The organism is Streptomyces sp. NPDC085460 (assembly GCF_044541975.1).
GTDB lineage: Bacteria > Actinomycetota > Actinomycetes > Streptomycetales > Streptomycetaceae > Streptomyces.
Genome location: NZ_JBITTO010000001.1, coordinates 627,098 through 648,851 on the forward strand (window position 1 = coordinate 627,098; position 21,754 = coordinate 648,851).

Annotated in this window: 7 protein-coding genes; 5 read left to right on the top strand and 2 right to left on the bottom strand. The window is 75.0% G+C overall.

What is annotated here, in order from left to right:
- Window positions 1–44: 44 nt before the first annotated feature.
- Window positions 45–14,432: an amino acid adenylation domain-containing protein gene (locus tag ACIGHB_RS02750; RefSeq protein WP_399908945.1), complete on the top strand. Its 14,388-nt coding sequence runs from the start codon at window positions 45–47 to the stop codon at window positions 14,430–14,432.
- Window positions 14,429–14,638: an MbtH family protein gene (locus tag ACIGHB_RS02755; protein ID WP_360320992.1), complete on the top strand. Its 210-nt coding sequence runs from the start codon at window positions 14,429–14,431 to the stop codon at window positions 14,636–14,638. Before ACIGHB_RS02750 ends, ACIGHB_RS02755 begins: the two co-directional genes overlap by 4 nt.
- 166 nt (window positions 14,639–14,804) lie before the next feature.
- On the opposite strand, the gene ACIGHB_RS02760 is transcribed toward ACIGHB_RS02755, so the two are convergent.
- Together ACIGHB_RS02760 and ACIGHB_RS02765 are read right to left on the bottom strand one after the other, a co-directional pair.
- On the bottom strand, window positions 14,805–16,763 hold the full coding sequence (locus ACIGHB_RS02760; protein ID WP_399908947.1) for an ABC transporter ATP-binding protein: 1,959 nt from the start codon (window positions 16,761–16,763) through the stop codon (window positions 14,805–14,807).
- A complete protein-coding gene (locus tag ACIGHB_RS02765) occupies window positions 16,760–18,451 on the bottom strand; it encodes an ABC transporter ATP-binding protein (protein WP_399908949.1) in 1,692 nt (563 codons plus the stop codon). Before ACIGHB_RS02765 ends, ACIGHB_RS02760 begins: the two co-directional genes overlap by 4 nt.
- A gap of 277 nt (window positions 18,452–18,728) precedes the next feature.
- On the opposite strand from ACIGHB_RS02765, the gene ACIGHB_RS02770 reads away from it, so the two are divergent.
- The 3 genes from ACIGHB_RS02770 to ACIGHB_RS02780 are packed head-to-tail and all read left to right on the top strand — an operon-like array spanning window position 18,729 to window position 21,753.
- The gene (locus ACIGHB_RS02770; RefSeq protein ID WP_399908951.1) at window positions 18,729–19,775 is read left to right on the top strand and encodes a FecCD family ABC transporter permease; all 1,047 of its coding nucleotides are present in this window, start codon (window positions 18,729–18,731) and stop codon (window positions 19,773–19,775) included.
- Entirely contained in the window at window positions 19,772–20,884 is a 1,113-nt protein-coding gene (locus tag ACIGHB_RS02775; protein WP_399908953.1) for a FecCD family ABC transporter permease, read from the top strand. Before ACIGHB_RS02770 ends, ACIGHB_RS02775 begins: the two co-directional genes overlap by 4 nt.
- The gene (locus ACIGHB_RS02780) at window positions 20,881–21,753 is read left to right on the top strand and encodes an ABC transporter ATP-binding protein (protein ID WP_360322315.1); all 873 of its coding nucleotides are present in this window, start codon (window positions 20,881–20,883) and stop codon (window positions 21,751–21,753) included. Before ACIGHB_RS02775 ends, ACIGHB_RS02780 begins: the two co-directional genes overlap by 4 nt.
- Window position 21,754 lies beyond the last annotated feature (1 nt).

Below are 21,754 nucleotides of genomic sequence, written 5' to 3' on the forward strand. Positions count from 1 at the left end.
CCCGCCCATCGCCGCAGCACCCCAGGGAAAGGCCACCACGCACGATGTTTGACGTCGAGTCGGACCCGACGCCCGCACCCGGTACGCCCCTGACCGGCGGGCAGACCGGCATCTGGCTGGCCCAGCAGATCGAGCCGGGAACCTCCGCCTACAACATCGTCTTCGCCCTGGACCTGCGCGGCGACATCGACCTGGACCGCCTCGGCGCGGCCGTGCGGCGTACCGTCGCCGAGGCCGAGAGCCTCCACGTGCGCTTCGCGCCCGGCGAGGACGGCACGCCCCGCCAGACGCCCGTCCCCACCGCCTTCGACGTGCCCGTCGTCGACCTGCGCGAAGCCGCGGACCCCGAGGAGGCCGCCACCGCCTGGATCACCGCCGACCGCGACCGGCCCGTCGACCTGGACGCCGGAGGGCCGCTCTTCGCCCAGGCCCTCCTCCGCCTCGCCGACGACCGCGTGTGGTGGCACCAGCGCTACCACCACCTCCTCGTGGACGGCATGGGCGTCGCGCTGATCTCCCGCCGCGCGGGCGAGCTCTACACCCTCGGCGAGCAGGCCCCCGAGACCCCCGACTGGTCCCTGGCCCGCCTGGTGGACGCCGACCACGCCCACCGTGCCTCCGACCACTACGCGACCGAGCGCGCCTGGTGGCGGGAGCGCATGGCCGGCCGCACCGAACCGGCCCGCCTGGTCGAGCGGGCCCCCTCGCTCACCACCCGGCGGCTGCGGCGCTCCGTGGAACTGTCCGCCGAGGAGACCGCGCGGCTCCACCGGGCCGCCGCCCACGCGGACACCCGCGCCTCGCGCGTCCTGCTCGCGGCCGTCGCCGCCTACCTGCACCGGGTGACCGGGGAGCGGGACCTCGTCCTCGGCCTGCCCATCGCCGCCCGGCAGGACGAGGCCGCGGCCACCGTCCCCGGCATGGTCTCCAACATCGTCCCGCTGCGCCTGACCGTCCGGCCCGCCACCACCGCGACCGCCCTCGTGGCCCACGTCCGCGACGCCGTCGCCGAGACGGTCGAGCACGGCCGCTACCGCGCCGAGGACCTGGCCAAGGACCTCGGACTCGTCGACGGCGTCGCCGAACTCGTCGGCCCCACCGTCAACATCCTGCCCCGCTCCGACGACCTGCGCTTCGCCGGCCTCACGGCCGGGCTCCGGCCCGAGTGGCTCGGCCCGGTCAGCGACCTCGCCTTCAGCTTCGGCGAGATCCCGGGAGGCAGCGGCACCTCCGTCCACCTGGACGCCGACGCCGCCGTCTGCGACGAGGAGACCCTGCGCGCGCACGAGACGCGCTTCCTCGCCCTCCTGCACGCCTTCACCGAGGACCCGGACCGCCCCGTCGGCCACCTGGACCTGGTCACGGAGAGCGAACGCGCCCTCCTGCTCGACGAGTTCGGCGTGTCACCCCGCGACACGGCCGAACTGTCGTGGCCCGCCGCCTTCGAGGCGCGGGTGGACCGCACGCCGGACGCCGTCGCCCTCGTCTGCGAGCAGCGGGAGCTGACGTACGCGGAACTCGACGCCGCCGCGAACCGGCTCGCCCGCCACCTGAGGGACCTCGGCACCCGCGCCGAGGACGTCGTGGCCGTCGCCCTGCCGCGCTCCCCGGAACTCGTCGTCGCCCTGCTCGCCGTGATGAAGGCCGGCGCCGCCTACCTGCCGCTGGACGCCGACCACCCGCAGGACCGCATCGCCTACATGCTGGACGACGCCGGGGCCCGTACCGTCGTCACCACCACCGGGCTCGCCGCCGACCTGCCCCGGCTGCCGGACGTCACCCACCTCCTCCTCGACGCCCCCGCCACCGCGGACGCCCTCGCGCGCCTCGACGCCGGCCGCCCCGGCGTGCCCGTCGCCCTGGACCAGGCCGCGTACGTCATCTACACCTCCGGCTCCACGGGCCGCCCCAAGGGCGTCGTCGTCCCGCACGACGGCGTCGGCAGCCTCATCGCCACCGCCACCGACCGCATCGGCATCACCGCCGAGAGCCGCGTCGTCCAGTTCGCCTCCGTCGGCTTCGACGTGACCGTCTGGGACCTCATCATGTCCCTGTGCGTCGGCGGCCGGATCATCGTCGTCCCCGCCGAACGCCGCGTCGCGGGACCCGCCCTCACCGACTACATCGCCCGCCACCGGGCCACGCACATGATCCTGCCCCCGTCGCTGGTCTCCGCGCTGCCCCCGGAGTGCGAACTCCCCGACGGCGCCGTCCTGATCGTGGGCACCGAGGCCGTCCCCGGCGAGCTGATCGCCCGCTGGTCCGGCCGGGTCCGGGTGGTCGTCGCGTACGGGCTCACCGAGGCGAGCGTCAACTCCACCCTGTGGCCCGCCGAGCCCGACCGGCCCGGCGCCGCGCCCATCGGCCGCCCCGACCCCAACACCCGCGCCTACGTCCTCGACACCGCCCTGCGGCCCGTCCCCGTCGGCACCGAGGGCGAGCTGTACGTCGCCGGACGCGGCCTCGCCCGCGGCTACCTCGGCCGGCACGGGCTCACGGCGGAACGATTCGTCGCCGACCCGTACGGCGCACCCGGCAGCCGCATGTACCGCACCGGCGACCGCGTCCGCTGGGGCGCCGACGGCAACCTGGAGTTTCTCGGCCGCGCCGACGGCCAGATCAAGATCCGCGGCCACCGGATCGAACCGGGCGAGGTCGAGAGCGCCTTCATGGCCTGCCCCGGCATCGCTCAGGCCGCCGTCCTCGCCCGCGAGGACCACCGGGGCGTCAAGCGCCTCGTCGCCTACCTGGTGGGCGACGACGGCACGGACACCGAGACCGCCGTCTCCGCCGCCCGCGCCCGGATCGCCGACACCCTGCCCGACGCCATGAACCCGTCCGCGGTCGTCGTGCTCGAAGGACCGCTGCCCCTCACCCCCAACGGCAAGCTCGACCGCCGCGCCCTGCCCGAGCCCCGCTGGACCGCCGTCAGCGGCACCGACGCGCCCACCGGCCCGGTCGAGACCACCCTGGCCGGCCTGGTCGCCGAGGTCCTCGGCCTGCCCTCGGTCGGCGTCCACGACAGCTTCTTCGAGCTCGGCGGCGACAGCATCGTCGCCATCCAGCTCGTGAACCGCGCCCGCGAGGCGGGCCTCGCCCTCACCCCCCGCGCGGTGTTCCGGCACCGCACGGTCGCCGCGCTCGCCCGCGTCGCGGACCAGGCCGCCCCGGCCGCCGCCCCCGCCGCCGTCGCCGCCCTGGACGAGACGGCGCTCCCCGTCTCCCCGCTCCAGGAGGGCTTCTACTTCCACGCCGCCTTCGACGAGGAGGCCGCCGACCTCTACGTCGTCCAGGAACTCCTCGACCTCGAAGGCCCCGTCGACGCCGACCGGCTGCGCGGCTCCCTCCAGCTGATGCTCGACCGCCACGCCCTGCTGCGCGCCTCCTACCGGCAGCTGCCCGGCGGCGAGGTCGTCCAGCGGCTCGCCGACCACGTCACGCTGCCCTGGCGGCAGGCCGACACCGCCGACACCGCCCTCGCCGAGATCCTCGCCGCCGACCGGGCCGAGCCCTTCGACCTGGCTCGACCGCCGCTGATGCGGGCCACCCTGATCCGCGACGGCGGGCGCCCTCGCCTCCTGCTCACCCTGCACCACATCATCGCCGACGGCTGGTCCGTCGCCCTCCTCCTGCGCGAACTGACCACCGCCGCCACGGGCGGTGCCCTGCCCGAGCCCGTCGACCCCCGCCCCTACCTGGCGTGGCTGGCCGCCCGGGACCGGGACGCCGCCCGGGACGCCTGGCGCGACGCCCTGGCAGGACTGGACGAGCCCACCCGGCTCGCCGCGCCCGCCGGCGCCACCGGCACCGACCGGACCCCCGCCCGCCCCGAACACGTCGACACCCGGCTGCCCGAGGGCTTCACCGCCGACCTCCACGCCTTCGCCCGCACCCACGGCCTCACCCTCGGCACCGTCCTGAACGGCGCCTGGGCGCTGCTCCTCGGCGCCCTCACCGGCCGCAGGGACGTCGTCTTCGGCACCACCGTGTCCGGACGGACCACCGAGGTCCCCGGCGTCGACTCCGCCGTCGGCCTCTTCATCAATACCGTCCCGGTCCGCGTGACCCTGCGCCCCGACGAACCCCTCGGCGCCCTGCTGGCCCGCGTGCAGGACGAGCACGCCGCCCTCCTCGACCACCACCACCTCGGCCTCGCCGACATCCAGCGGCTCGCCGGCGGCGGCGAGCTCTTCGACACGCTCGTGGTCGTCGAGAACTACCCCGCGGGCGACCCCGCCGCCCGACCGGAACCGGGAGCGCTGCGCGTCACCGGCACCGAGGTCCACGACGCCGTGCACTACCCCCTCGCCCTCGTCGTCGAACCGGGCGACGGCCTGCTGCTCCGCTTCAAGCACGACGCCACCCGTCTCGACGGCCTCACCGTGGCCGTCCTCGCCACCCGGTTCACCGCACTGCTGCGCACCCTGCTGACGGAGCCCGGCCGGACCGTCGCCCGCACCGACGTGCTCTCCGACCGCGAACGCGGCCACCTCGCCGCGTCGAACGCCACCGCGCACCCCGTCCCCGACGCCACCCTCGTCTCCCTGATCGCCGAGCGGACCGCACGCACCCCGGACGCCCCCGCCGTCGTCTTCGAGGACACCACCCTCAGCTACGCCGAACTCGACCGGCGCGCCGGGGCGCTGGCCCGCCGGCTGCGCGCCCGGGGCGCGGGACCCGAGACGTACGTGGCGGTCGCCGTGCCCCGTTCCGCCGAGCTGATGGTCGCCCTCCTCGGCGTCCTCAAGGCCGGCGCCGCCTACCTTCCCGTCGACCTCGACTACCCGGCCGACCGCGTCGCGTACATGCTCGCCGACTCCGGCGCCCGCACCGTCGTGACCACCGCCGCCGGGGCCGCCCGGCTGCCCCGCGCGGACGGCCTCGACCTCCTCGTGCTCGACCCGGCGGACCCCGACGACGACCCGGCCGTGTCCGACGGTGCCGCACCGGCCGTGTCCGACGGGCCCGCACCGGCCGCCGGACCCGACCACCCCGCGTACCTCATCTACACCTCCGGCTCCACCGGCCGCCCCAAGGGCGTCGCCGTCACCCACCGGGCCATCGTCAACCGGCTCGCCTGGATGCAGGACGCCTACGGGCTCGCCGCCGACGACCGGGTGCTCCAGAAGACCCCGTCCAGCTTCGACGTGTCGGTCTGGGAGTTCTTCTGGGCCCTGACCGCCGGCGCCACCGTCGTCCTCGCCCGCCCGGACGGCCACCGCGACCCCGCCTACCTCGCCGAGCTGATCCGCACGCGACGGATCACCACGCTCCACTTCGTCCCGTCGATGCTCGCCGTCTTCACCCAGGTCGTGGCGGGCGCCGGAACCGCGCCCGACTGGGCGGCGAGCCTGCGGCGCGTCTTCTGCAGCGGCGAGGCGCTCACCGGCGCCGAGGCCGCGCGCTGGCGGGAGCTCACCGCGGGCTCCGCGCACGGGCCCGTGCCGCTGCACAACCTGTACGGCCCCACCGAGGCGGCCGTCGACGTCACGTACCACCCGTACGAGGGCGGCGCCGAGTTCACCGTCCCCATCGGGCGGCCCGTCTGGAACACCCGCCTGTACGTCCTCGACCCCTTCCTGCGCCCGGTGCCCGACGGCGTCCCCGGCGAGCTCCACCTCGCCGGCGTCCAGCTGGCCCGCGGCTACCACGGCCGGGCCGCCCTGACCGCCGAACGGTTCGTCGCCGACCCGTACGGCCCGCCCGGCACCCGCATGTACCGCACCGGCGACCTGGTGCGCCGCCGCGCCGACGGCGCCGTCGAGTACCTCGGCCGCACCGACCGCCAGGTCAAGATCCGCGGCAACCGCGTCGAACTCGGCGAGATCGAGGCCGCCCTCGCCGCCCGGCCCGGCGTCGCCCGCGCCGCCGTGATCGTCCGCGACGACACCCTCCTCGGCTACGCCGTCCCGGCCCCCGGCGCGGCGCCGGACGGAGCGGCCCTGCTCGCCGCCCTCGCCGAGGCGCTGCCCGCCGCCCTCGTACCCGGCGCCGTCACGATCCTCGACGAGCTGCCGCTCACGCCCAGCGGAAAACTCGACCAGAACGCCCTGCCGTCGCCCGAGCACACGCCCAGGGCCGACGGCCGCGCGCCCCGCGACGAGCGGGAGACCGCGCTCTGCGAGATCTTCACCGAGGTCCTCGGCATCGAGTCCATCGGCGCCGACGACGACTTCTTCATGCTCGGCGGCGACAGCCTCACCTCCATCGCCGTCGCCACCCGGGCCCGTGAAAGGGGACTGACCATCAGCCCGCGCGATGTCTTCGAGCACCGCACGCCCGCCGCGCTCGCCGCGACGGCCGCCGACGTGCCGGACGAGCCCACCGCCGCACCGGCCCCCGAGGCGCCCGCCGCCGTGACCGTGTCGGCCGCCGACGCCGGCCAGGCCGCCGCCGCCCTCCAGGCGATGCTCGCGGCACAGGCCGCCTCCGGCGCGGCCGTCGACCCGGCCCTGAAGGCCCTCCTCGACCAGCTGACCACGGCCGCCCCGGACGCGCAGCGGGCCCCCGCCCCCCTGGGCGGACTCGTCCTCACCCCGGAGGAGACCGCCCGCGTCGAGGGCGCCGCCGGACTCCCCGTCGCCGAGGTGTGGCCGCTCTCCCCGCTCCAGGAGGGCATGTACTTCCACGCCACCTACGACTCCGGCGACGCCCTCGACGTCTACCTCTCCCAGGAGACCCTGGACTTCGACCACGAGCTCGACGCCGACCGGCTGCGCGCCGCCTGCCGCGCCCTGCTCGCCCGCAACACCAGCCTGCGGGCCGGCTTCACCAGCGACGGCCTGCCCCGCCCCGTGCAGTTCATCGCCGACGGCCCCGAGATCCCCCTCACCGTGACCGACCTGACCGGCCTGGCCCCCGGCGAGCGGGACGACCGGGTCGCCGCACTCCTCGCCGCCGACCGCAGGCAGCGCTTCGACCTGTCCGCGCCGCCGCTCTGCCGCCTCCGGCTGATCCGCCTCGGCGACGGCCGCGACCGGCTCGTCGTCACCCACCACCTCATCCTCTGGGACGGCTGGTCCGCCTGGCTGTTCCTGGAGGAGCTGTTCACGCTGTACGAGCGGGGCGGCGACGTCACCGGACTGCCCGCCCCGGGCTCGTACCGCGACTACCTCGCCTGGCTGGACCGGCAGGACACCCCCCGCGCGGTCGCCGCCTGGCGCGACTCCCTCGCCGGCTTCGACGAGCCGACGCTCGTCGCCCCCACCGGCCGCGACGCCGGCCCCGTCATCCCGGCCGACCACCACGCCGTCCTGTCCCGCGAGTCCAGCGACCGGCTGCGCGCCCTCGCCCGCCGGCACGGCCTCACCCTCAACACCCTGCTCAACACCGCCTGGGGCCTGGTCCTCTCCGCGATGACCGGACGCGGCGACGTCGCCTTCGGCACCGCGGTCGCCGGACGGCCCGCCGACGTGCCCAACGCCGCCGGCATCATCGGCATGTTCCTCAACACCGTGCCCGCCCGGATCGCCTTCGTCCCGGACGAGCCCCTGCTCGACCTGCTGCGGCGCACCCAGACCGAGCGCGCCGCCGTCATGCCGTACGAGTACGTGGGCCTCGGCACGATCCAGCAGGAGACCGGCCACCGCCGCCTGTTCGACACCCTGTTCGTGCTCCGCTCCGCCGACGGCGAGGACCGGGCCGCCGAACTGCGCCGCCGCCACGGCATCACCGAGGTGGCGAACGTGGACGGCACCCACTTCCCCCTCACCCTGATCGTCACCCCCGAGACCCGGCTGCGGGTCACCCTGGCGGCCCGCCCCGACCTCTTCGACGCCGAGGCGTCCGCCACCATCCTGAACCGCTTCACGACCGTCCTGGAACGCCTCGGCGCCCTCCTCGACGCCCCCGGCGCCACCCCGGCCAGGACCGTCGGCGTGGACCTGCTGCTGCCCCCGGAGCGCGCCGCCCTGACCGCGGCCTGGGACGACACCCGGGGCCCCGTGCCGAACGAGACCATCGCCGACATGCTGACCGCCCAGGTCGCCCGCACCCCGGACGCGGTGGCGCTGGTCTTCGGCGAGCGCGCCCTCACCTACGCCGAACTGGACGCGCGCATCAACCGGATCGCCCGGCTGCTGCTCGCCCGCGGCGCCGGACCCGAGAAGGCCGTGGCGCTCGCGCTGCCCCGCTCCCTCGACATGGTCGCGGCCCTCTTCGCCGTCCTGCGCACCGGCGCCGCCTACCTGCCGCTCGACCTGGACCACCCGGCCGACCGGCTGCGCATGATGGTCGAGGACACCGGCCCCCTCTGCCTCGTCTCCACCGCGGCCGTCGCCCCGACCCTGCGCGGACCCGACGGCCCCGCCGCGCCCGAACTCCTCCTCGACGACGAGGCCGTGGCCCGAGAGCTGGCCGCCCTGCCCGGCGACGACATCACCGACGCCGAACGCCCCGCGTTCGCGCACGACGTCCCCGGCCGCCTGGAGCACCCCGCGTACGTCATCTACACCTCCGGCTCCACCGGCCGGCCCAAGGGCGTCGTCACCCCCTACCGGGGCCTGACGAACATGCAGCTCAACCACCAGAAGGAGATCTTCGACCCCGCGATCGCCTCGGCCGGCGGCCGGCGCCTGCGCATCGCGCACACGGTCTCCTTCGCCTTCGACATGTCGTGGGAGGAGCTGCTCTGGCTCGTCGAGGGCCACGAGGTCCACGTCTGCGACGAGGACCTCCGGCGGGACGCGGAGGCCCTGGTCGCCTACTGCGACGCCCACCGCGTCGACGTCGTCAACGTGACCCCCACCTACGCCCAGCTCCTCATCGAGCAGGGACTGCTCGACCACGACGAGGCGGCCGGCAGGCACCGGCCCGCCCTGGTCCTGCTCGGCGGCGAGGCCGTCCCCGACTCCGTCTGGGACCGGCTGCGCCGCACCGAGGGCACCTACGGGTACAACCTGTACGGGCCGACCGAGTACACCATCAACACGCTCGGCGGTTCGACGGCGGACAGCGCGACCTCCACGGTAGGCGTGCCGATCCGCAACACCCGGGGCCACGTCCTCGACGCCATGCTCCGGCCCGTCCCGCCCGGCACCCCCGGCGAGCTGTACATCGCCGGCACCGGCCTCGCCCGCGGCTACCACGACCGGCCGGGACTGACCGCCGAGCGGTTCGTCGCCGACCCGTACGGCGAGCCCGGCGAGCGCATGTACCGCACCGGCGACCTCGTCCGGCAGCGCCCCGACGGACTCCTCGACTTCCTCGGCCGCACCGACGACCAGGTCAAGATCCGCGGCTACCGCGTCGAGCTCGGCGAGATCGAGGGGGCGCTCGCCGCGCACCCGGCGGTCGCGCACGCCGCCGTCGTCGTCGACGAGTCCACCGGCGTCAAGCGCCTGGTCGGCTACGTCGTCCCCGAGCCGGGAACAGGATCCGGCACCGCGTCCGGCACCGCGCTCGGTACCGCGTCCGGATCCGCGTCTTCCGGAATCCCGTCCGGCACCGCGTCCTCCGGCACCCCGTCCGGCTCCGCGTCCGGTTCCGGCACCCCCTCCGGCGACGACCTCGTCCAGCGGCTGCGCGACCACCTGAAGGCCGGCCTGCCGGACTACATGGTCCCGTCCGCGCTCGTCACCGTCCCCACCCTGCCCCTCACCGTCAACGGCAAGCTCGACGTCCGCGCCCTGCCCGCCCCGGACTTCGCCGCCACCGCCGTCAGCCGCCCGCCGCGCAACCCCCGCGAGGAGACGCTGTGCGGCCTCTTCGCCGAGGCCCTGGGCCTGCCCGAGGGCAGCGTCGGCATCGACAGCGACTTCTTCGAGCTCGGCGGCCACTCGCTCCTCGCCACCCGTCTCGTCAGCCGCGCCCGGACCGCGCTCGACGCGGAACTCGCCATCCGCGACCTCTTCGAGGCGCCCACCGTCGCCGAACTGATCGAACGGGCCGACCGCGCGGGCGGAGCGGTCCGCCCCGCCCTCACGGCCGGCGAGCGCCCCGACGAGCTGCCGCTCTCCCACGCCCAGCAGCGGCTGTGGATGATCCAGCAGATCGAGTGCACCTCCGCCGCGTACAACTTCCCGCTGGTCATGCGCGCCCGGGGCGCCCTCGACACCGACGCCTGGCGCGCCGCGCTCACCGACGTGACGAGCCGCCACGAGCCGCTGCGCACGCTCTTCCCCACCACCCCCGACGGCCAGGTCGTCCAGCGGGTGCTGCCCGCCGGCGAGGCACGGCCGGTGGTGGACCTGGTGCGCGCCACGGAGGACGAGCTGCCCGGCCTCGTCGCCGCGGCCGTCAGCCGGCCCTTCGACCTCGCCGCCGAACTCCCGCTGCGGGCCACCGTCGTGGAGCTCGCGCCCGAGGACCACGTCCTCGTCCTGCTGCTGCACCACATCACCACCGACGAGTGGTCGGACCGCCCGTTCCTGCGGGACCTCGCCGCCGCCTACGCGGCGCGCACCCAGGGACACGCCCCCGCGTGGGAGCCGCTGCCGGTGCAGTACGCCGACTACGCCCTCTGGCAGCGGCGACTCCTCGGCGACCCGGCGGACGGCGAAGGACTCGCGGCCCGGCAGCTGGCGTACTGGCGGACCACGCTCGCCGGCGCCCCCGAGGAACTGGAACTGCCCACCGACCGCCCCCGGCCGGCCCGCCCCGCTTTCACCGGCGCCGAGCTGGACATCGCCTTCGACGCCGACACCCACGAGGGCCTCAGGCGGCTCGCCCGGGAGACCGGCGCCAGCATGTTCATGGTCGTGCACGCGGCCGTCGCCGCCCTGCTGCACCGCATGGGCGCCGGCACCGACATCCCGCTCGGCTCGCCCATCGCCGGCCGGACCGACGCGGCCCTCGACGACCTCGTCGGCTTCTTCGTCAACACCCTGGTGCTGCGCACCGACCTCAGCGGCGACCCCGGCTTCACCGAGCTCCTCGCCCGGGTCCGCGAGACCGACCTCGCCGCGTTCTCCCACGCGGACGTGCCCTTCGAGTCCGTCGTCGAGACGCTCAACCCCACCCGCTCCCTCGCCCGCAACCCGCTCTTCCAGGTCATGGTCGGCTACCACGCCAGGACCGGCGCGGAGACGGCCCTGCCCGGCCTGGCCGTGGAGTACGTGCCCTTCCGGATCCGCTCGGCCAAGTTCGACCTCGTGTTCAGCTTCACCGAGCACACCCCCGCCGACGGCGCCACCGGCTCCCTGACCTGCCGCCTCGAGTACGCCACCGAGCTCTTCGACCAGGAGACCGCCGAGGAGCTCGGAGCCCGGCTCCGCCGCCTCGTCTCCACCGTCGTCGCCGCCCCCGCACAGCCCCTGTCCCGGGCGGAGATCCTCACCGGCGACGAGCGGCGCCTCGTCCTGGACGGCTTCAACGGAGCACCGCGCGAGGTCGACGAGGACACCTTCCCCGGCCTGTTCGCCCGGCGCCTCGCCGAACGGCCCGACGCCGTCGCCGTCGTCGACCGCGCCCGCTCCGTCACGTACGCGCAGCTCGACGCCCGCTCCGACCGCCTCGCCCGGCTGCTCGCCGCACACGGCGTCGGCGCCGAGAGCGTCGTCGGCGTGGCGGTGCCCCGGTCCGTGGACATGGTCGCCACCGTCCTCGCCGTCCTGAAGCTGGGCGCCGCGTTCCTCCCGCTCGACCTCGCGCACCCGGCCGACCGCCTCGCGTACATGATCGAGGACTCGCGGGCCGGCCTCGTGGTCGGCACCGAACCGGTCGCCGGGAAGATCCCCGACGTACCCGGCGTCCCCGCCGTGCTCCTCGACGCGCCCGGCACCGCCGCCGAGCTCGACGCGCTCCCCGACGGGCCCCCGGAGACCGGCGGGATCGCCCTCGACCAGGCCGCGTACGTGATCTACACCTCCGGCTCCACCGGCCGCCCCAAGGGCGTGGTCGTGCCCCACGAGGGCATCTCCAGCCTGGTCGCCACCGCCGTCGACCGGATGGGCCTGCGCCCCGACAGCCGCGTGCTCCAGTTCGCCTCCATCGGCTTCGACGTCTTCGCCTTCGAACTGGCGATGGCGCTGTGCCACGGCGGCCGGCTCGTCCTCATCACCGACGAGGCACGGGTCGCCGGACCGGCGCTCACCGACTTCCTCGCGGACCAGCGCGTCACCCACATGATCCTCCCGCCGTCCCTCGTCTCGGCGCTGCCGCCCGGCTGCGCCCTCCCCGAGGGCTCGACCGTCCTCGTCGGCACCGAGACCGTGCCGCCGGACCTGTTCGAGCGGTTCGGCGCCACCGCCCACCTGATCTGCGCCTACGGCCTCACCGAGGCGACGGTCAACTCCACGCTGTGGCCCGCCCACGAGCACGGCGGCACCCCGGCGGGACGGGTCCCGATCGGCCGCCCCGACCCCAACACCCGCGCCTACGTGCTCGACGACCGGCTGCGGCCCGTGCCCCCCGGCGTGGTGGGCGAGCTGTACGTCGCCGGGCGCGGCCTCGCCCGCGGCTACCTCGGCAAGCCGGGACTCACCTCGGAGCGGTTCGTCGCCGACCCGTACGGAGATCCGGGCAGCCGGATGTACCGCACCGGCGACCGGGCCCGCTGGCGCCGCGACGGCAACCTCGACTTCCTCGGCCGGGTCGACACCCAGGTCAAGGTCCGCGGCTTCCGCATCGAGCTCGGCGAGATCGAGGCCGCCCTCGCCGGACACCCCGCCGTCGCCCAGGCCGCCGTCCTGCCCGACCGCGACGGCGACATCGTCCGCCTGATCGGCTACGCGGTCCCCGAGTCCGGCGCGCTCGACCCGCAGGAGCTGCGCGCCCACGTCGCCGGGCTGCTGCCCGAGTACATGGTCCCCGCGCTCGTGGTGCCGCTCGACGGCCCGCTGCCGCTGACCCCCAACGGCAAGCTGGACCGCAAGGCGCTGCCCGCGCCCGACTGGTCCGCGATGACCGGCGACGTCCGCCCGGCCACCGAGTCCCAGGCCCGCCTCGCCGCGCTGTTCCGCGAGATCCTCCGGCTCGACACCGTCGGCGTGCACGACGACTTCTTCGCCCTCGGCGGCCACTCCATGGCCGCGATGCGGCTCCTCGGCCGCATCCGCGCCGAGTTCGGCGTCGAACTCGGCATCCGGGACGTCTTCGACGCGCTGACCGTCGCCCGCCTCGCGGCCAGGCTCGACGGCGCGGCGACCGCCCGCCCGCCGCTGCGCCCCGCCGCACACGGGGACGAGCCGCTGCCGCTCGCACCCGGCCAGCGCCCCAGGTGGCAGGCGTACCGCAGCCGCCCCGGCTTCGACCACGCCCTGGTCCTGCGCGCCCCGGACGGCTTCGACGAGACGGCGCTCGCCGCCGCCCTCGACGACGTGACGGCCCGCCACGAGCCGCTGCGCACGGCCTTCGAGGAGCGCGACGGCGTCGTGTACCAGCGGCCGGCCCCGGCCCCCGCCCTGACCACCGAGTCCTCCGCCGACCCGGAGAACCGCCTGCGCGAGCTGGCCGCCGAGGCGCCCGACCTGACGCGGGAGGCCCCGCTGCGGGCCCGCCTGCTGACCGGCCCCGACGGCCGCCAGTCCCTGCTGCTCGCCCTGCACTACCTCGCCGTCGACGAATGGTCCGTGGTCCCCCTCGTCCGCGACCTCACCACGGCCTACACCGCGCGCACCCGGGGCCTCGCCCCCGCCTGGGAGCCGCTGCCCGTCTCGTACGCCGACTACACCCGCTGGGCCCACGACGTCCTGGGCGACCCCACGGACCCCGACAGCCGCGGCGGGCGGCAGCTCGCCCACTGGCGGGAGACGCTCAGGGACGTCCCGGCCCGGCTCACCCTCCCGGCCACGGGCGCCCGCCCGGCCGCCGCCGACCCGGCGCTCCGGCCCGCGGAGCACGTCGCGTTCGTGCTCGACGAGCAGCTGCACGCGGCCGTGGACGAGCTCGCCAGGGCCACCGGCACCAGCATGTTCATGGTGCTGCACTCGGCCCTCGCCACCCTGCTCACCGCGCACGGCGCGGGCACCGACCTGCCCATCGGCACGATGGTCGCGGGACGCTCCGACGACCAGCTCGCCGACCTCGTCGGCAGCTTCCTCAACACGGTCGTGCTGCGCACCGACACCGCGGGCGACCCGGCCTTCACCGAGCTGCTGACCCGGGTGCGGGAGACCACGCTCGCCGCCCTCGACCGGCAGGAGGTCCCGTACGACGACGTCGCCCGCGCGTCGGGCCTCCCCGTCGAGGGACCGCAGGTCATGGTCGTCCACCACGAGCAGGCCGACCTGGACCTCCTGGAGGGCGGCGTGGGCACGCTCGACGTGGTGCCGACCGGCTGGTCCCGCGCCGAGCTGACCCTCGGCTTCCACGAACCGCGCGGCGACGGCCCCGTGCACTGCGCCCTCATCCACGCCACCGACCTGCTCGGCACCGCCGGCGCCCGGCGGCTCGCCGACGAACTCCAGGAGCTGCTGCGCACCGCGGCGGCCCGTCCGGAACAGCCGCTGTCCGCACTGTTCACCGCACCGTCCCCGAGGAGTGACCACGCATGACGACCAACCCGTTCGAGGACCCGCAGGGCACCTTCCTGGTCCTGGTCAACGACGAGAACCAGCACTCGGTCTGGCCGTCCTTCGCCGAGGTCCCCGCCGGCTGGCGCACGGTCGCGGGACCGGACACCCGCGAGGCGTGCCTCGGGTACGTGGAGGAGCACTGGACCGACCTGCGCCCCGCGAGCCTGGCCGCCCGACAGGACTGACCGGCCGACAGGACTGACCGGCCGGCCGGAGTGACCAGCCGGCGGGAGACCGCCCGGCTGGGACGACCGGCCACGCCCGACGACGACCGCGGCCCGCGGAGGGAGACCTCCGCGGGCCGCGGTCGTGCGTCACGGGCCGCCGTGAACGGCCCGTGACGCGGGGCGCCTAGAGCGCGGAGCCGGCCTCCGACCGCTCGGCGGGGCCGGGCGCGGGTACGTCACCGGTGGCGCCGTCCGCCGTCCGCGCATTCCGCGACGACGGGACGTCCGCCTCCTGGCGGCTGTCCGACCACGCGGTCCAGAGTTCGGCGTAGCGGCCGCCGGCGGTGACGAGTTCGGTGTGGGTGCCGGTCTCGACGACGCGGCCGCCGTCGAGGACGACGACGCGGTCGGCGGCTGCCGCCTGGGGGAGGCGGTGGGCGACGACGATGCCGGTACGGCCTTCCAGGGCGCGGTCGGCGGCTTGCTCCAGGACGCGGGCGCCGGCGCTGCCGGCGTCGGCGGTGGCCTCGTCCAGGATGGCGATCGGCGGATCCGCGAGCACCAGCCGCGCCAGCGCCACGTGCTGGGCCTGCGCGACCGTCAGCCGGTGTCCGCCCTCGCCGACGACGGTGTCCGGTCCTTCGGGCAGTGCCTCGGCCCATTCCAGGGCCCCCACCGTGGCGAGCGCGCCCCGCAGTTCCTCGTCGGTGGCGTCGGGTTTGGCGAGGCGGAGGTCGGCGGTGAGGGGGCCGGCGAAGACGTGCACCTCTTGGCTGATGAGGGTGACGGCGTTGCGGATGCCTTCGGGGCCGAGTTCGCGGGTGTCGGTGTCGCCGAGGGCGATGGTTCCGGTGGTGGGGGTGTGGATGCCGGCGATGACCTTGGCGAGGGTGGTCTTTCCGGCGCCGCTGGCGCCGACGAGTGCGACGCGTTCTCCGCTGCGGATGTCGAGGGTGATGTCGGACAGCACCGGGCGGCCGTCGGTGTAGGCGTGGCCGAGTCCGGTGACCTTGACGGCGCCGTCGACGGGTGTGCCGGCGTTCTTGGGGGTGTGTTCGGCGGGGAGGTTGGCGACGCCGATGAGGCGGGCGAAGCTGGCGCCGGCGGACTGGGCGTCGTCGATGAGGTAGAGGGCGGCGTTGACGGGGTTGAAGAGGCTGTGGAAGTAGAGGGCGGCGGCGGTGGCGGTGCCGATGGTGACGGCGTTGTTCTGGACGAGGAGGAAGCCGGTGGCGAGCATGGCGGCGAGGCCGATGAACTCGGCGAGGTTGAGGCGGGAGAAGAAGCCGGTGACGATGTGCAGTCCGCGCAGGGCGACGTCGCGGGCGGCTGCGGACCGGTCTTCGAGGAGGGTGGTGTGGGGGTGGTTGAGGCGGAAGGCGCGGACGGTGCGGACGCCGCCGATGCTGTCGAGGAGTTGGTGCTGGAGGGCGCCGGTGGCGATGCGGTGGGTGGCGTAGACGGGGGCGGCGCGGCGGAGGTACCAGCGGACGGAGAGGATCTGGACGGGGACGGCGAGGAGTGCGGCGAGGAGGAAGCGCCAGTCGAGGAGGGCGAGTCCGGCGAGGGTGAGGACGATGGTGAGCGTGGAGCGGGTGAACTCGGGCAGGGCCTGCCGGACTGATTTGGCGATCATGGAGACGTCGCTGGTGACGCGGGAGACGAGGTCCCCGGACCCGGCCGCTTCCACCCGTTCCAGGGGAAGGCGGAGGGCCCGCTCGATGAACCGCTCGCGGACGGTGGCGAGGACCGTCTCGCCGAGCCGGGCGACCAGCACCCCGCCGACCACGGCGGCGGCGCCGCGCGCGAGGGCGACGACGACGAGGAGGACCAGCGGGACGGTGAGGGCACGGGGCCCTTCGCTGTCGATCACGAGGTCGACGATGTGGCCGAGCAGGGGAGCGGTCAGCAGGCCGATGGCGGTCCCGGCGACGAGGACGAGGGCGGCGGCGACGGCCAGGAGCCGGTGACCGCGCAGGATCACGCGCAGCGCGGCCACGCACTCGGCGCCCTTGGCTGTCGGGAGGAGCACGCGACCCGGCTGGTTCGTGCTGGTTCCGCTCATGTCGGTCTCCGTCGGTGTGTCGCCGGTCGGGCGCGTGGTCTCCGTGGCGTGCGCGCGGTCGTCGTGCACGGCGGTCATGCGAGCACCGCCTTGCGGTAGGTCTCGTTCGCGGTGACGAGTTCGGCGTGCGGGCCCTCGGCCGACACGGTCCCTCCGTCGAGGACGACGACCCGGTCCGTCACCGCGAGCAGCGCCGGACTGGTCGTGATGAGGACGGTGGTCAGGCCGCGGCGGCTCTCCCGCAGGCGGGCGGCGATCCGGGACTCGGTGACGGTGTCGACGGCCGTGGTCGGGTCGTGCAGGACGAGGACGGGGCTGTCGGCGGCGAGCGCGCGGGCGAGCGCGACACGCTGGCGCTGCCCGCCGGAGAGGGACCGGCCGCGCTCGGCGAGCACCGTGTCCCCGCCGTCCGGCAGCAGCCGGGTCACCTCGTCCGCCGTCGAGGCGGCCAGGGCCGCCTCGACCGACCCGGGCCCCGCGGCGCCCGCCCGCACGTTGTCCAGGAGGCTGCTCTCGAAGAGGTCGGCGTCGTGGGGGGAGACGAGGACGGCGCGGCGCAGGAGGTCGGGGTCGAGGTCGGTGAGGGGGGTGCCGTCGAGTTCGACGCGGCCTTCGGTGGGGTCGGTCTCGCGGGCGAGGGCGAGGAGGAGGTCGTGGGCGGCGGCCGGGTCGCGGGTCACGATGCCGGTGAGGCTGCCGGCCGGGAGGTCGAGGTCGATGCCGTGCAGGTCGCCCAGGTGGACGTTCCGCAGCCGGACGTGCCCGGCGGCGGAGCCGGGTGCCTGGGTGCCGCCGGGGACGGCGGTGGGGGAGGCGAGGACGTCGGCGATGCGTCGGGCGGAGGCGCGGGCCTGGGCGAACTCGGCGTTGGCGTAGGCGAGGAGCTGGAAGGGGGCGATGAGGAACTGGGCGAGTCCGACGGCGGCGACCAGGTCGCCGACGCTGATGGAGCCGTCCATGGCGAGGTAGGCGCCGACGATGCCGATGACGGCGATGAAGACGCCGGTCAGGGCGAGAAGGGCGCCTTCGTGGCCGGCGCGGCTGCGGGCGGCGCGCAGGGCGGCGGCGAGGGAGTCCTGGCTGGTGGTGCGGTAGCGGTCCACGGCGGCGGACTCGGCGCCCATGCCCTTGAGGACACGCAGTCCGGAGACCAGGTCGGCGGCGACGCCGGAGGCGTGGGCGGCGGATTCCTGTTCGGTCTCGCTGCGCTGTTCGAGGGGGCGGCTGATGCGGTGGCCGAGCCAAAGGAGCGGGGGAATGCCGAGCAGGACGAGCAGACCGAGGGGGACGGAGATCCTCAGCAGCGCGACCGCGCTGACCACCAGCGCCGCGATCGCCGCACAGCCGTAGGGGAGCACGGTGGCGACCGAGCCGACGCGGCGGGCGTCGTTGGTGGCGACGCTGGTGAGCGCGCCCGGCAGCCGGTTCGCGTCCGCCCCGCCCCGGGGGTCGAGGACCCGGGCGCCGAGTTCGAGGCGCAGCAGGTGCGCGGCGTGCTCGCCCGCGCCCTCGGCGATCCGGGCACTCGTCCGGTAACAGGTGGACAGGACGAGGAAGAGAACGCCCAACAGCAGGAGCCAGCGCAGCAGCGCCTGCGTGGAGCCGGTGGCGAACGCCGAGTCGATCGCGGCGCCGATGACCACGGGGACCAGCGCCTCGCACGCTTGGTGGGTCATGCCGAGCGCGGACGCCGAGACGACTCTTCGGCGCTGGCCTCGGATCGCCCCGCGGAGGACGAGTCCTCCGGTCGGTCCTCCAACGAGCATGTGACCCTCCATCCGGAGTCGCGGAAAGTTAGGTAAGGCTATCCTGCATATCGAACGCGTTCTGCGGGGTCGGACGTTTCCGCGGGTGAGGGCGCCGCCGTGCCATCTCGCCTCACTCGCGGGCGCGTTGACCCGCTCACCACGTTCGGTTAGCCTCGCCTAAGTTACAAGTCTCATGGGCGTCGAGTCGCCACCTCGTCCCCGGAGTGCTCGAACGATCGCGGTACGCGCGCACCGCCGTCAGGGGGAATGGTCTTTGCCGGTCGAAACCCGGGCGGTGTCCGACAAGGAAGCCGCCCCCGCAACCGTGCCCAAGCCGCGCGGCACCTCCACCGCCCTGCGGGGCGCGGGACTCCTCGTCGTCCTCGCCGCACTGGTGCTCGTGGGTCTGCTGAGCGTGTGGACGGGCACGAGGGGGATCCCGTTCACCGCCACATGGAGCGCGTTGTGGAACCCCGACGGATCCGAGACCTCGGTGATCATCCATGACTACCGCATCCCCAGGACCCTGCTCGGACTCCTCGTCGGCGCGGCCCTCGGCCTCTCCGGCGCCCTGATGCAGGCACTGACCCGCAATCCGCTCGCGGAGCCCGGACTGCTGGGCATCAGCCTCGGCTCGTCCGCAGGGGTCGTCGTCGCCATCGCCTTCCTCGGCGTCGGATCCGTCCTCGGGTACGTGTGGTTCGCCTTCCTCGGCGCGGCCATCACCTCGGTGGTCGTGTACCTGCTGGGGTCGTCAGGCCGCCAGATCGCGACCCCCGACCGTCTGGTGGTCGCCGGCGCCGCCGTGACGGCGGTCCTCTACGCCTTCAACTCGGCCGTCCTGCTGCTGAACCCCCGCGCCTTCGACCAGTTCCGCTTCTGGACCGTCGGCTCGCTCGCCGGCCGCTACCTCGACGTCGTCCACGTGATCCTGCCGTTCGTCGCCGTGGGCCTGGTGATCGCGCTGCTCCTCGGCCCCTCGCTCAACGCCCTCGCGCTGGGCGACCAGATGGGGCGGGCACTCGGCGTCAACGTCCACCGGACCCGGATCCTCGGCGCCGTCGGCGTGATGCTGCTGTGCGGCGCCGCCACCGCCGCCGCCGGACCCATCGCCTTCGTCGGACTCGTCGTCCCGCACATCGCGCGCTTCGTCGTCGGCCCGGACCAGCGGTGGGTGCTCGCGTACTCGATGCTGCTCGCCCCCGTCCTGCTCATCGGGGCCGACGTCCTCGGCCGGGTCATGGGCGCCCCCGGCGAGGTCCAGGTCGGCATCGTCACCGCGTTCCTCGGCGCGCCCGTGTTCCTCGCGCTGTGCCGTCGCCGAAAGCTGGTCATGCTGTGAGCGCCCTCCACGACACCCGCACCGCCGCTCCGGACTCCCCGGAGGCGGCCGGCCGGAAGGTCCACCGGCCGCGCGTGATCACCGGCAGCGTCCTGCGCGCCGGCGGATGGTCGGTACGGGTCCGGGGCCGGGCCCTGATCGTGACGGCCGCCCTCCTCGCCGTCCTCGTCGCCGTCACGCTCGTCACCCTCACCACCGGCGACTACGAACTGACCGTCGCCGAGGTCGTCCGGGCACTCGCCGGGCAGGACTCGGGCGGCGCCGACTTCATCGTCAACACCCTCCGCCTGCCCCGGCTGCTCACCGCCCTCGCCGTCGGCGCGGCCCTCGCCGTCAGCGGCGCGCTGCTCACCAGCCTGACCGGGAACGCCCTCGGCAGCCCGGACATCATCGGCTTCACCAACGGCTCCGCCGTCGGCGCGCTCGTCGTCATCATCCTGATGCACGGCAGCATGACCCAGATCGCGACCGGCGCCCTCATCGGCGGCCTCGCCACCGCCGCCGCCGTCCACCTCCTGATGCTGGGCCGGGGACTGCACGGCTTCCGGCTCATCGTCACCGGCATCGGGGTCAGCGCCCTGCTCCTCGCCGTCAACTCGTACCTGATCACCCGGGCGACCTTCCAGGAAGCCATCGAAGCCCAGGCGTGGCTGATCGGCAGCCTCGGCAACCGCGGCTGGACCCACGCCAACGCCATCCTCCTCGCCTGCGCGGTCCTCCTCCCGCCGGCCTTCCTCCTGGCCCGCCGGCTCTCCATGGTCGAGATGGGCGACCTCACCGCCACCGCCCTCGGCGTGAACGTCCACCGCACCCGCGCCGCCCTCCTCGTCATCAGCGTCGCCCTGGCCGCCTTCGCCACCGCCGTCACCGGCCCCATCTGGTTCATCGCCCTGGCCGCCCCCCAGCTCGCCCGGCGCCTGACCCGTACCGCCGGCCCCGCCCTGCTGCCCGCCGCGCTCCTCGGCGCGCTGCTGCTGGCCGGCAGCGACCTCGCCGCCCAGCGCCTCTTCGCCCCCTCCCTCCTGCCCGTCGGCACGGCGACCGGCACCATCGGCGGGCTGTACCTGATCTGGCTGTTGATCACCGAGTCGCGAAAGAGCCGCGCATGACCGCACCGCACACCCCCGCCCCCCGGCTGCGCGCCGAGGACCTGACGCTCGCCTACGACGGGCGGACGGTCGCCACCCACCTCGGCGTGGACATCCCCGACCACTCCTTCACCGTGATCATCGGGCCGAACGCCTGCGGCAAGTCCACCCTCCTCAAAGCCCTCGCCCGGATGCTCAAGCCCCGCCACGGACAGGTCTACCTCGACGGCGCGGCCATCGCCTCCTACCGCTCGCGCGAGGTCGCCCGCCGCGTCGGACTCCTCCCGCAGACCTCCACCGCCCCCGGCGGCATCACCGTCGGCGACCTCGTCGCCCGCGGCCGCTACCCCCACCAGGGACTCCTCAAGCAGTGGTCCGCCGACGACGAGACGGCCGTCGTCGAGGCCATGCGGCAGACCGGCGTCCTCGAACTCGCCGACCGGCCCGTCGACGACCTCTCCGGCGGCCAGCGCCAGCGCGTCTGGCTCTCCATGGTCCTCGCCCAGCAGACCGACCTCCTGCTGCTCGACGAGCCGACCACCTTCCTCGACATCGCCCACCAGGTCGACGTCCTCGACCTCTGCGCCGAACTCCACGCCCGCAAGGGCCACACCGTCGTCGCCGTCCTGCACGACCTCAACCAGGCGTGCCGCTACGCCACCCACCTCATCGTCATGCGCCCCGGCGGCACCATCGCCGCCGAAGGCGCCCCCGCCGACGTCATGACCGCCGAACTCGTCGAGGACGTCTTCGGCCTGCCCTGCCGCATCATCGACGACCCCGAGACCGGCACCCCCCTCATGGTCCCCGCCGCACCCCGGCGGTTCACCCCCGAGGACGGCGAGGACCGCGGCCGGGCACCCGAGTCCGTGATGGCCGAACCCCGTTAGG

Bases quoted from the DNA above. Each gene is read 5' to 3' on its own strand.
- ACIGHB_RS02755 (WP_360320992.1), top strand. From the start codon at position 14,429: ATGACGACCAACCCGTTCGAGGACCCGCAGGGCACCTTCCTGGTCCTG.
- ACIGHB_RS02780 (WP_360322315.1), top strand. From the start codon at position 20,881: ATGACCGCACCGCACACCCCCGCCCCCCGGCTGCGCGCCGAGGACCTG.
- ACIGHB_RS02760 (WP_399908947.1), bottom strand. From the start codon at position 16,763: ATGACCGCCGTGCACGACGACCGCGCGCACGCCACGGAGACCACGCGC.
- ACIGHB_RS02750 (WP_399908945.1), top strand. From the start codon at position 45: ATGTTTGACGTCGAGTCGGACCCGACGCCCGCACCCGGTACGCCCCTG.
- ACIGHB_RS02765 (WP_399908949.1), bottom strand. From the start codon at position 18,451: ATGCTCGTTGGAGGACCGACCGGAGGACTCGTCCTCCGCGGGGCGATC.